The organism is Friedmanniella luteola (assembly GCF_900105065.1).
GTDB classification, from domain to species: Bacteria; Actinomycetota; Actinomycetes; order Propionibacteriales; family Propionibacteriaceae; genus Microlunatus; species Microlunatus luteolus.
Genome location: NZ_LT629749.1, coordinates 3,464,925 through 3,477,284, shown reverse-complemented (window position 1 = coordinate 3,477,284; position 12,360 = coordinate 3,464,925). Strand labels below are relative to the sequence as shown.

Sequence of the window (12,360 nt, the reverse complement as noted above, 5' to 3'; positions counted from 1 at the left end):
GCTCCCGTCCCCGTCTGTGCCCGCCGGGCAGGTCAGGGAGGTCGTCGTTGAGCACCAAGGTCGCGCTGGAGCACCGCACCACCTACCGGTTCGACCGGGCCGTCGGCCTCGGCCCGCACGTCATCCGGCTGCGGCCCGCGCCGCACACGCGCACCCCCGTGGTCGCCTACTCCCTGGCCGTCAGCCCGGCTGACCACTTCCTCAACTGGCAGCAGGACCCGTTCGGCAACCACCTCGCGCGCGTGGTCTTCCCGACGCCGGCCGACACCCTCGACATCACCGTCGGTCTGGTGGCGGACCTCGCCGTCCTCAACCCCTTCGACTTCTTCGTCGAGCCGTACGCCGGCACCTACCCCTTCCGCTACGACGACGAGCTGACCGCTGACCTGCAGCCCTACCTGGGCCGGCCGGACACCGCCACCAGCCCGGCGCTCTCCGGCTGGTTGGACACCCTGCGCGCCGGCACCCCCGCCGGCCGGTCGACCGTCGACGTCGTGGTCGCGCTCAACACCGCGGTCCACACCGGCGTCGCGTACTCGCTGCGGATGGAGGAGGGCGTCCAGACGCCCGAGGAGACCCTGACCCGGGCGGTCGGCAGCTGCCGCGACTCCGCCTGGCTGCTGGTCGCCGCGCTCCGGCACTTCGGGCTGGCGGCCCGGTTCGTGTCCGGCTACCTCGTCCAGCTCGCGCCCGACGAGCCCGCCCCGGGTGCCCCGGCGGAGGACGTCGCCGACCTGCACGCCTGGGCCGAGGTCTACCTGCCCGGTGCCGGCTGGATCGGGCTCGACGCGACGTCGGGCCTGCTCGCCGGCGAGGGCCACATCCCGCTGGCGGCGACCCCGCAGCCGTCGTCGGCGGCCGCGATCACCGGCGCGACCGAGCCCGGCGACACCCGGCTGGAGTTCTCCACCACCGTCGTCCGGGTGCAGGAGGACCCACGGGTCAGCCGCCCCTACGCCCCGGACCAGGTGGTGCACCAGCAGCGGCTCGGTGAGCACGTCGACGAGCGGCTGACGGCCGCCGGGCTGGAGCTGACCATGGGCGGGGAGCCCACCTTCGTCTCCCTGACGGACCGCACGTCCCCGGAGTGGACCGTCGCCGCGGACGGGCCCGACAAGCGACGGCTCGCCGACGGGTTGGCCCGCCGGCTGGCGGAGCGGTACGCGCGCGGTGGTCTGGTGCTGCGCAGCCAGGGCCGCTGGTACCCGGGCGAGGAGCGGCCGCGCTGGGAGATCGGCCTGGTGTGGCGCAGCGACGGCCAGCCGCTGTGGCGCGACCCGGCCCTGCTCGCCGACCCGCACGCCCCGAGCTCGCCGACGGCGGACGCCCCGGCCCGCGCCGCCGCGCTCGCCGCCCGGATCGCCACCGGGGCCGGGCTGCCCGCGGCGCAGGCCCAGCCCTGCTTCGAGGACCCGTTGGCCGCCCTGGTCGCGGAGGTCCGGCAACCGGCCGGGCCCCGTCCGGACGCCGACGCCCCGACCCCCGACGCGGCGCTGGTGGCTGCGCTCGACGCCGGCGAGACCGGGCCCGTGGCCTGGGCGCTGCCGCTGGCCCCCTCCTGGTTCGGCGGCGACTGGGCCAGCCCGACCTGGCGGACCCGGCGCGGCCGGCTCGTCCTGTCGCCCGGCGACTACCCGGCCGGGATGCGGTTGCCGCTGGACGGGCTCTCCTGGCGGGACCCGGACTTCCCCGGGGAGGCCGGCTCCACGAGCCCCGACGAGCCGCTGCCCGACGCGACCGAGGGCCTGCGGGCCGTCGCCGCCGACCCCGACGAGGTCACCGTCCGGACCGCCCTCGTCGTGGAGGCCCGCGACGGCGCCGTGCACGTCTTCCTGCCCCCGCTGGAGCGGCTCGACCGGTTCGTCGAGCTGGTCCGGCTGGTGGAGCAGTGCGCGGCCGAGCTGGGCACCCCGGTGGTGCTCGAGGGCTACGGACCGCCTCCCGACCCGCGGGTCCGCACGCTGGGCGTGACGCCCGACCCGGGCGTCGTCGAGGTCAACCTGCACCCGACGTCGAGCTGGGCCGAGCTCAGCGAGCTCACCCGCACCCTGCACCGGCTGGCGCACGAGGAAGGGCTGGGCGCCGACACGTTCGCCCTGGACGGGCGGCACACCGGGACCGGCGGCGGCAACCACCTGACGCTCGGCGGTCCCACCCCGGCGCGCTCGCCGATGCTCCGCCGGCCCGACCTGCTCGTCAGCATGCTCACCTACTGGCAGCACCACCCGTCGCTGTCCTACCTGTTCTCGGGCCGCTTCGTCGGCGCCACCAGCCAGGCCCCGCGCGCCGACGAGGGCCGGCCCGAGGCGGTCTACGAGCTCGAGACGGCGTTCGCCGAGATCGCCGCGCTGCCCGCCGACGACCTCCGGCCCTGGCGGGTCGACCGGGCGCTGCGGCACCTGCTCACCGACCTCACCGGGAACACGCACCGCTCCGAGTTCTGCGTCGACAAGCTGTGGGACCCCGACGCGACCCGCGGCCGGCTCGGGCTGCTCGAGCTCCGCGCCTTCGAGATGCCGCCGCACCCCGACATGGCGCTGGTCCAGGCCCTGCTGGTCCGGGCGCTGGTCGCCCGCTTCGCCGAGGAGCCGTACACGGGACCGCTGGTGCGCTGGGGACCCGCCCTGCACGAACGCTTCCTGCTGCCGCACTTCGCGCTGGCCGACGCGCACGACGTCGTCGCCGACCTCCGCGCCCACGGGTTCGACGTCGACCCCGGCTGGCTCGCCCCCTTCGCCGAGTTCCGCTTCCCGCGGGTGGGCGTCGCCGTCGTGGGGGCGGCCGACGGCAGCACCGTCGAGCTGGAGCTGCGGCAGGCCATCGAGCCGTGGGCCGTGCTGGGCGACGGGGCGGCGTCGGGCGGGACCGCCCGCTACGTCGACTCCTCGACCGAGCGCCTCCAGGTCGCCGTCGCCGGTTTCGTGCCCGAGCGGCAGGTGCTGACCTGCAACGGGCGCCCCGTCCCGCTGGCGCCGACCGGTACCTCGGGCCGCTACGTCGCGGGGATCCGCTACCGGGCCTGGAAGCCCTGGTCGGCGCTGCACCCGACCCTGGACGTGGACGCCCCGCTGCACCTCGACGTGGTGGACCGCGCGGCGCGCGTCTCCCTCGGCGGCGCGACCTACCACGTCGTCCCGCCGGGCGGGCGCGCCTACTCGTCGCCGCCGGGCAGCGCGCCGGAGGCGGAGGCCCGCCGGGCCCGCCGGTTCGAGGCCCTCGGGCACACCCCGGGCACCATCGACGTCGCGGCCCTGGACGCCGAGACCGGCTGGCGGGCCACCACGCCGCAGGACCACCCGTTGACGCTGGACCTGCGCCGACGGCCGCCGACCGGGCGGGAGCGGCGACCGTGACGCTGCTCGACCGCTACCTGGCCACCGCCGGCCAGGGCGACGTCCTCTCGCCCGAGCCCGGCTTCGACGAGCTGGCCGCCCCCGACGGCACGGCGCGACGGGGGTGGACCAGCCTGCTCGGGGGCCTCGACCGCTTCGTCGAGGGCGACCTGGCGCACGCGCAGCGCGAGGTCGCCCGGCTCCTCGAGGACGACAACGTCACCTACACCCCCAGCCCGGGTGCGTCCACGTCGGTGGTGGACGACCCGGCCCCCACCGCGGCGACGGCACTCACCCAGCCCCGGCCGTGGCGGCTCGACCCGGTGCCCCTGGTCCTCGACGACCGCGAGTGGGCGGTGCTGGAGGCCGGGGTCGTGCAGCGGGCCGAGCTGCTCGACGCGGTGCTCGCCGACCTCTACGGCCCGCAGCGGCTGCTCGCCTCCGGCGACATCCCCGCCGCCGTCGTCCTCGACCACGCCGAGTACCTGCGGCCGGTGGTGGGCACCACGGCCCTGGAGAACCAGCGGCTGTTCCTCACCGCCGCCGACCTGGGCCGGGACGGGACGGGCGGTTGGAAGGTGCTCGCCGACCGCACCCAGGCGCCGTCGGGGGCCGGGTTCGCCATGGTCAACCGCCGCGTGGTCTCACGGGTGGTGCCGGAGCTCTACCACGCCGCCCACCTGCACCGGCTGACCCCGTTCTTCCAGGCCATGCGAACGGCGCTGGTCGAGTCGGCACCCCCGACGGTGGAGGCTCCGCGGGTCGTCCTGCTCAGCCCCGGCCCGCACAGCGAGACCGCCTTCGACCAGGCCTTCGTCGCCTCCCTGCTCGGGTTCCCGCTGGTCGAGGGGAGCGACCTCACCGTCCGCGACGGCCGGGTGTGGATGCGCGGGATCGGCCGGCCCGAGCAGGTCGACGTCATCCTGCGCCGGGTCGACGCCGTCTGGACCGACCCGCTGGAGCTGCGCTCGGGCTCGCGGCTCGGCACGAGCGGGCTGCTGGAGTGCGTGCGCCGGGGCACCGTCAGCGTGGTCAACACCCTCGGCTCCGGCATCCTCGAGAACCCGGCCCTGCTGCCGTTCCTGCCCCGGCTCAGCGAGCGGCTGCTCGGCCAGCCCCTGCGGCTGCCGTCGGTCGACACGTGGTGGTGCGGCGACCCGGAGGGCCGCGCCCACGTGCTGGCCCACCTCGACGAGCTCGTCGTCCGGCCCATCAGCCGCGACGCCGGCCGCAGCGTCGTCGGCGCGGCCCTGACCGAGGTCCAGCGGCAGCGGCTGCTCGCCCGGATCGACGCGGCACCGCACCGCTTCGTCGGCCAGGAGGTGCTGCCGCTGTCGTCGACGCCGACCGCGGCGTCCGAGCGGCTGGTCCCGCGCGACGTCGTGCTGCGCTCCTTCGTCGTCCGCAGCGGCACCTCCTACACGCCGATGCTGGGCGGGCTGGCCCGGGTGGCCGACCAGGATGGTGACCGGCACGGGCCGCTGGTCACCGCGCCCGACGGCGGGCTGGCCAAGGACGTCTGGGTGGTGAGCAGCGAGCCCGTCGTCGCGACCCGGGTGGTCGTGCCGCGGCAGGCCGCCGGGCACCCGCGGAACGCCCAGGCGCCGGCCGCCATGGTGCCGCGCGTGCTGAGCGACCTGTACTGGTTCGGCCGCTACGCCGAACGGGCCGAGGACCTGCTGCGCCTGGTGCTGGCCGCCCGGACGCTGGCCATCGAGACCGACCTGGACACCACGCACGGGCGGGCGCTGGAGGTGCTGCTGCAGGCCGTGACCCACGTGAGCACCGCCTACCCGGGCTTCCTAGCCGGCGCCGAGCTGATGCCCGAGCTGCGCGCGATGCTGCTCGACCGGCACCGCCTCGGGACCGCGGCGCAGTCCCTGGCCGCGCTGTCGCTGGCCGCCCAGGGCGTCCGCGACCAGCTGTCGGAGGACGTCTGGATGGTGCTGGCGGAGATCGACCGGGCGCTGGCCGCGCTCGCCGCCAACCCCTACGACCAGGGCCTGCAGCTCGTCGACGCGAGCGAGCGGGTGCTCTCCAGCCTGCTGGCGCTGGCGGGGATCGTCAGCGAGAACATGGTGCGCGACGCGGGCTGGTCGATGCTCGACTCGGGTCGGGGGATCGAGCGCGCCCTCCAGGTCGTCGCGCTGCTCCGGGTGACCGTCGGGGAGGTGCGGGCGTCCGAGACGGAGCGGATGGTCGCGGAGGCCGTGCTGACGGCCTCGGAGTCGATCGTCACCTACCGGCGGCGCTACCGCGGCCGCTCCGGGGTCGAGGCGCTGGTCGAGCTGCTGGTCGTCGACCAGCACAACCCGCGGTCGGTGGCCTACCAGCTCGCCCGGGTCCTCGCCGACCTGCAGGGGCTGCCGGCGACGTCGCCGACGGCCCGGCCCCTCCGGCTGCTGGAGACCCTCGTCGAGAGGGTCCGGACGGCGGACCCGGCGGCCCTGGTGGCGCCCGAGCGCGGGCGGCGGCCGGGACTGGAGCAGTTCCTCGCCGACCTGCACGACCAGCTCCGCGACGTCTCCGAGGCGGTCCGGACCCAGTACCAGCAGCAGCCGCCGACGCAGCAACCGCTCGCCGACACGACGTGGGGAGGCGGGGCGTGAGGCGCTACCGGATCCAGCACAGCACCACCTACACCTACGAGGCCGACGTCACCGCCAGCTACGGCCAGTTCCACCTGCGGCCGCGCGACCTCGGCTGGCAGCGCTGCCTCAGCCACGAGATCACCGTCGACCCGGCGCCGGGCGACCTGTTCGTGCACGACGACCTGTACGGCAACGCCAAGTCCTACTTCCACGTCACCGAGCCGCACCGCCGGCTGGTCGTCACTGCGGTCAGCCACGTCGAGGTGGATCGCGGTGGGCCCGACGAGGAGTCGCTGGCCGTCCCCTGGGAGCAGGCCCGTCCGGCCGTCCGGCCGGAGCAGCCGGACGCGTGGTCGGCCACCGACTTCACCTTCGCCTCGCCCTACGTGGAGGTGCCGCCGGGGATCGAGGAGTACACCCGGGTGTCCTTCACGCCCGGCCGGCCGCTGGGGGAGGCCGCCGTCGAGCTGATGCACCGGGTGCACGACGACTTCACCTACAAGTTCGGCTCGACGTCGGTGGGTACCACCGTCGCCACGTTGCTGGAGCTCCGGACCGGCGTCTGCCAGGACTTCTCGCACGTCATGCTGTCGGGGCTGCGCTCCCTCGGCCTGGCCGGGCGCTACGTCAGCGGGTACCTGGCCACCCGTCCGCCGCCCGGCAGGCCGCGGCTGGTCGGCGCCGACGCCAGCCACGCCTGGGTGGGCTGCTGGGTGCCCGGTGGCGGCTGGCTCTACCTCGACCCCACCAACGCCAAGGTCATCGACGAGTCCCACGCCACCGTCGCCTACGGCCGCGACTACGGCGACGTGCTGCCGGTCAAGGGCGTCATCTTCACCGAGTCCCAGCACTCGACGATGAAGGTCTCCGTGGACATGGCGCCGCTGGACCCGGCGGGCTGAGGTCGGCCGGGGCCAGGAGCAGCCTGGCTCGGGCGCCGCCGCGGCAGCCCTGCGCGGCGAGGTGTGGTCGCCCACGCACGTCGCTCGCCCCGACCCCTCGGGAGGTCGTCGAGCGCCGGCCCTGGAGCGGCGGCGCGCAGGGGCGGGTGCCTCGGACGCGGAGCCCGGTCCGGTAGACCCGGGCGAGAGGTCGGTGAGCGCGGCCCACCAACCGGGCCCAATGCCAGATCGCCGGGGACGAAAGCCTCTCTGCGCCACCTCTGGATCTCCTTAGGGTCGAGTCAGGGATGAGCGCTTCGTCGATGGCGCCACCTACTCGGGGCGCCCGGCGGCACCAGCGCCGGCGCGGACAGCACCACTCCGAGAGGTCTCGCCATGCCGCCCTTCCGCGCCTCCGCGCCGTTCTCCCGACGCCTCGGCCTCCTGGCCACCGGTGCCGTCGCTGCTGCCCTGGTCGTGCCCGCACCGGCGGCCGAGGCCGTGACGACCTACAGCCTCGTCTCCCTCGCGGCCACGGTCTCGGGTACGAGCGTCCAGGCCACGACGACGGTCAAGGCGGCCAGCACCACGAGCGCGCAGAGCTTCGGCGTCTGCGTCCGCGACAGCGCCGGGGCCGACCGGGACTACCCGGGCCGCGCCGCGACGATCACGAGGACGGGGACGACGTGGAGCGGGAACCAGGTCCTCAAGCCCGGGACCTACACCTACTTCGCCTGCCTCCAGGTCGCGGGCCGCTGGTACAGCGCTGGCACCTCGAAGTCGTTCACCGTGGCCGGGGCCGCGGCCACCCCGACGCAGGCCAGCCCGACGCCCGCCCGTCCGTCGCCGACCGTGGTGCCGACGGTCTCGCCGTCTCCGACACCGCCGCCGACGGTGACCCCGTCCCCGACGGTCGCGCCGACGCCGGCCCGTCCGTCTCCGACGGCGGCGCCGACGGTCTCGCCGTCCCCGACGGTCGCGCCGACGACTTCCACCCCGTCGTCGGCCCCGGTGCCCACGCCGACCCCGACGTCCGGTCGATGGAGCCAGAGCTACAGCCAGACCTTCGACACCCCGGCTGCGCTCGGACAGGTGGGCGCGGTCTACGGCGGCTCGATGCGGGGGTACTCGGGCTTCAAGGACACCAGCGGTAAGGGGACCTACGCCCCCGACAAGGTGCTCAGCGTGTCAGGCGGCGTGCTGGACTACCACCTCCACTCCGAGGGCGGCGTCCCTCTGGTGGCTGCGCCCGTCCTGGACGACTGGAACGGCCAGACCTACGGCCGCTACAGCGTGAGACTGCGACACGACGACCTCCCGGGCTACAAGATCGCCTTCCTTCTCTGGCCCAGCTCTGACCAGTGGAACGACGGTGAGATCGACTGGCCGGAGGGTGACCTCAGCCGCGGGACTCGGATGTCGCCGGCCTCGGCGGTCAAGGGCAGCTACGCCGCGTCGACCGGCACCATGACGTTCGACCCGCCCAGCCGGGTGTACGCCCCGACCGACGCCAGCGGGTGGCACACGGCCACGACGGAGTGGACTCCCGGGCTCGTGCGCTTCCTCTGGGACGACGTCGAGGTCGGGAGGACGACGCTCCCGTCGGGTGTCCCGACCTCGGCCTTCCGCTGGACCCTGCAGGCCGAGACGTCGATCTCGGGTCCTGCGCCGGCTGCGACCGTGGCCGGTCACCTGCAGATCGACTCGGTGACCAGCTGGAAGTACCTCGGCTGAGCAGGCCACCACGCCGCAGGCCTGCGGTGCGCGTCGGCGCAGGGGTCGTGCCCACGGGGCGCCGGTGGGTCCGCCACGGGTCCGCCCGAGTGGCGGACGGGGGATCAGCGGTCGGCGGGCCCGGCCGCGAAGACGTGCGGGCAGAAGCGCTCGGTGAGCGTGGCGAGCGGACGCCCGCTCCCGGCCGACCGCATCAGGTAGGTCCGGCCGAGGACGCGGGAGGTGGGCCGGAGGTCCGCGTCGAGGCGGTCGGCGCGGGGTCCGGCGGCCAGGAACCCCCAGCGGTGCAGCTCGCGGAGCACCGGCACCTCGTGGTCCCGCAGCAGCCGGCCGATCGGCTGGGCCGTCGTCGCCAGCGCCGTGACCACCGCCGGCGGCAGCGCGTCGTGCAGGGCGACGACCTCCGCCCCGCCGTGGACCCGGCCGCTGGTCCCCCTCAGCAGCACCTCGCGGACGAGCAGCCTGGTGCCGGGCCGAGCCCCGAGGTCGGTCACGGCGGCGGTGACGTAGCCGTCGAGGTCGGGGCCGTCCTCCTCGGCGAAGGCGAGGGAGCTGACCGGCTGCCGCGGCTCGTCGCCGTCGGGCACGATGACCGGCCAGTTGCCGTCGACCACGACGTCGATGCGTTCCCCGGTGAGGATCTCCAGCGAGGTCGTCGTCAGGCCGTCGCCGCGCAGCACCAGCTGCTCGACCCGACCCAGCCCGGGCACCGCGTCGCTGGCGCCGCCGCTCGCGGGCCGCTCAGGGCGCCGTCGGGCGTGCTGGCGGTCGTCCAGCCGCGCCGCCCTCGACGTCACGGTGCCGTGCCGAGCTCGCCGTCCAGGACCTCGGCCAGCTCGGTGGCCCACGGCTCGCGGAGCAGCGAGCTGTGCTCCGCGGGCAGGTCCACGAAGCGGGTGGGTCCGGTGAGCACCGACGTCCAGCTGTCGGGGCCGTCCGGGTTGCCGTCGGCGCTGACCACCAGAGCCCGGTGCCCGTAGGGCCGGAGCTGGTAGCGCCGCATCGCCAGGTTCCCGTGGTCGAAGAAGGCGTCGAACTGGTGCTGACCCGAGAAGGGGACGATCCCGGCGGCGTAGGCCCGGGCGTGCCGTCCCCAGTCCGCCAGCACCGGGAGCCCGTCCGGCAGCACCCGGTCGCGAAGGGCGCGGAGCCGGCGGCGGACGGGTCCGCCGGCGGGCGGCGTCGGCTCGGCGAGGGTCTCGTAGACGTAGGTCGGCTGCTGCCCGGCGCTGCGCGGCAGGTAGGTGTCCAGCAGCGCGACCAGCGCGACCTCCTCGCCCGCGGCGGTCAGCCGCTGCGCTGCCTCCAGGGCCAGCAGGCCACCGAACGAGTGACCCACCAGGACGTAGGGCCCCTGGGGCTGGATGACGCGCACCAGCTCGAGGAAGCGGTCGACGGCCGACTCGACCGTCCAGTCCGGGAAGCCCCGCCGCTCCAGCCCGTGCGCCTGGAAGGCGTACACCGCGTGGTCCTGCAGGTGCCGCGACAGCGGCAGGAAGCTCAGACCGAGGGCCCCCGAACCGGCGAAGCAGAAGACCGGACCGCGGGAGCCGCCCGAGCGGAGGGTGACCACGTCCGGGTGGGTCGGCAGCGTGGCCGCCCCCAGCGTCGCCCGCCGGGTGAAGGCGCGCAGCGTGGGCGCCTCCACCACGTCGGTCGAGACCAGCGCCACCCCGAGGTGCTCCTGCACGCTCTGCAGCATCTCCTCGACCGAGAGCGAGTCCCCGCCCAGCGCCATGAAGTCGTCGTCGAGACCGATGGTCTCCAGCCCCAGGACCTCCGACCACAGGTCGGCGACGACGATCTCCCACTGGGTGACCGGGGGCGCCGACGGCGCCACCAGGGCCGCCGCGGGCAGCTGCGCCCGGTCGACCTTGCCGCGCTCGTTGCGGGGGAGGGCCGGCAGGTTCACGACCGTCGTCGGCACCATGTACTCGGGCAGCCGGTCCCGCAGCCGGCGCCGCAGGGCCGCGGGCGACTGCGTCCGGGTGCTCGACTCCGGCACCACGTAGGCGACCAGCCGGGTGGCCGCCGGGGGCTGGGCCACGGCGACGACCACCGCGTCGGCCACGCCCTCCTCGGCCATCAGGGCGGCCTCCACCTCGCTCGGCTCCACCAGGTACCCGCGGACCTTGATCGCCGCGTCGGCCCGGCCGAGCAGCACGAGGCCGCCGTCCTCGTCGAGGCGGGCGAGGTCGCCCTGGAGGCAGCTGGGGCGCCCGTCGGACCAGACGCCGAACTTCGCGGCGTTGCTGACGTCGTCGCGCCAGTAGCCGCCGGACAGGTAGTCGGAGACCACCACGAGCTCGCCGGCCTCACCGGGCTCGGCGGGGGTGCCGTCCTCCCGTCGGATGACGACCTCCTTGCCGCCCATCAGGGTGCCGGCCGGGACCGTGCCCACCGGCGCCGGCTCGCCCGGCGGGAGCTCGAACATGGAGAGCGTGCCCACCTCCGACGAGCCGGTCCAGTTGACGTAGGTGGTGCTCGGCAGCAGGTGGGCGCGGGCTGCCGCGACGTCACCGCCGCTGATCGCCTCACCGACGGTCGAGACCAGCCGGAGCGAGGACAGCACGGCGTCGTGGTCGAGGGCGCCGACCAGCGAGCGGAGCAGGTGGGGGGTGCAGGCCAGCACACTGAGGCGCTCGTCCTGGACCCAGCGGACGAGGCCGCGGGTCCCGCCGTCGCGCGGGTCGTAGCTGAACACCCCGGCGCCGTTGAGCAGCGCCACGAAGAGCAGCGAGAGCCCGGCCGCGAACCCGTACGGGAGGACGAGGGCGACCCGGTCCTCCGGCGTCAGCCGGAAGCGGCCACCGTTGGTGGTGACGTCGTTGAGGAGCTGCTGGTGGGTCTGCAGGACGCCCTTGGGGCGGCCCGTGGAACCGGAGGTGAAGACGATCGCCGCGGCGTCCCGGCCCGCCCGGAGCGGGGCACGGTCGGGGGCCCGGTCCTGCGGCTCCGCGGACGGGGCGACCAGCCCGTCGAGGTCCAGGACCCCGCCCGCGGGAAGACCCACCTCGACGGCCGTGCCCACCAGGTCCGCCGCCGCCAGGCAGGCGTCCGCCCCGGCGAGCTCGACGACCGTCCGCAGCCGGTCGGGTGGCAGGTGCGGGTCCAGCGAGACGACGACGCGGTCGGCCTTGAGGATGCCCAGCAGCCCGACCAGCCCGGCCGCGTCCTGGCGGGACAGCAGGGCGACCCTGCTGCCCGGCCCGCCGGCGTCCAGCGCCAGCAGAGCCGTCGCGACCAGGTCCGAGGCCCGGTCGGCCTCGGCGTAGGTGTAGCTCGCGCCCGGGGACCGCAGCGCCGGCCGGTCGCCGAACCGTTCCACCGCCCCCGCCCAGCTCTCGACCAGGGACCCCCCGGTCGTCGTGCCGGTCAGCGTTCCCACCGTGCTCGTCGCTCCCACGACCCACCCAACTTCCCCACAGACATCTCACAGGACGTCGACATCCTAGGAAGAAGGACCGGCTCCCGCCGCCGTTTGGACTGTGACCTGGTCGGCGCTGCGCCGCCCGGTCGCCCGGGCGCCGGGCGGGCCTCAGTCCTCGTCGCCGCCCTCGGACATCCCGGCCCAGATCTCCTGGCACTCGGGGCAGACCGGGAAGCGCTCCGGGTCGCGGCTGGGCACCCAGACCTTGCCGCACAGCGCGACGACGGCGGTGCCCATCACCATGGCCTCGGTGAGCTTCTCCTTGGGCACGTAGTGCGAGAAGCGCTCGTGGTCACCCTCCTCGAGGCGCAGGTCTTCACGTTCGGCGACGCGCTCGTCGACGATCGTCTCGGCTCCCGGGCTCAGCTGCTGGCTCACGCCGTCAGTCTAGA

At 75.3% G+C, this 12,360-nt stretch carries 7 protein-coding genes; 4 read left to right on the top strand and 3 right to left on the bottom strand.

What is annotated here, in order from left to right; genetic code table 11:
- Positions 1–47: 47 nt before the first annotated feature.
- The 4 genes from BLT72_RS16395 to BLT72_RS22320 all read left to right on the top strand — a co-directional run bounded on the left by BLT72_RS16395 (position 48) and on the right by BLT72_RS22320 (position 8,538).
- Positions 48–3,353, top strand: a complete 3,306-nt coding sequence (locus tag BLT72_RS16395) for a transglutaminase family protein (protein WP_091414122.1) — start codon at positions 48–50, stop codon at positions 3,351–3,353.
- Complete coding sequence (locus BLT72_RS16390; protein ID WP_172826094.1) at positions 3,350–5,941, top strand: circularly permuted type 2 ATP-grasp protein; 2,592 nt, start codon at positions 3,350–3,352, stop codon at positions 5,939–5,941. Before BLT72_RS16395 ends, BLT72_RS16390 begins: the two co-directional genes overlap by 4 nt.
- On the top strand, positions 5,938–6,825 hold the full coding sequence (locus BLT72_RS16385; RefSeq protein WP_091414118.1) for a transglutaminase family protein: 888 nt from the start codon (positions 5,938–5,940) through the stop codon (positions 6,823–6,825). The genes BLT72_RS16390 and BLT72_RS16385 overlap by 4 nt, the downstream gene beginning before the upstream one ends.
- A gap of 375 nt (positions 6,826–7,200) precedes the next feature.
- Positions 7,201–8,538 (top strand): glycoside hydrolase family 16 protein, encoded by a 1,338-nt coding sequence (locus BLT72_RS22320; RefSeq protein WP_157720541.1) that lies wholly within the window; start codon positions 7,201–7,203, stop codon positions 8,536–8,538.
- Between the two features lie 104 nt (positions 8,539–8,642).
- Here the strand turns inward: BLT72_RS22320 and BLT72_RS16370 are convergent, their stop codons facing one another.
- The 3 genes from BLT72_RS16370 to BLT72_RS16360 form a co-directional block, all read right to left on the bottom strand.
- On the bottom strand, positions 8,643–9,335 hold the full coding sequence (locus tag BLT72_RS16370; RefSeq protein WP_091414114.1) for a chorismate pyruvate-lyase family protein: 693 nt from the start codon (positions 9,333–9,335) through the stop codon (positions 8,643–8,645).
- Positions 9,332–11,926 carry an alpha/beta fold hydrolase gene (locus BLT72_RS16365; RefSeq protein ID WP_172826093.1) on the bottom strand — a complete coding sequence of 865 codons (2,595 nt, stop codon included), beginning with the start codon at positions 11,924–11,926 and terminating at the stop codon, positions 9,332–9,334. Before BLT72_RS16365 ends, BLT72_RS16370 begins: the two co-directional genes overlap by 4 nt.
- A gap of 150 nt (positions 11,927–12,076) precedes the next feature.
- Positions 12,077–12,346 carry a DUF3039 domain-containing protein gene (locus BLT72_RS16360; RefSeq protein WP_091414110.1) on the bottom strand — a complete coding sequence of 90 codons (270 nt, stop codon included), beginning with the start codon at positions 12,344–12,346 and terminating at the stop codon, positions 12,077–12,079.
- Positions 12,347–12,360 lie beyond the last annotated feature (14 nt).

What these genes read in the sequence shown, in the direction of transcription:
- BLT72_RS22320 (WP_157720541.1), top strand. Translation starts at nt 7,201, where the DNA reads ATGCCGCCCTTCCGCGCCTCCGCGCCGTTCTCCCGACGCCTCGGCCTC.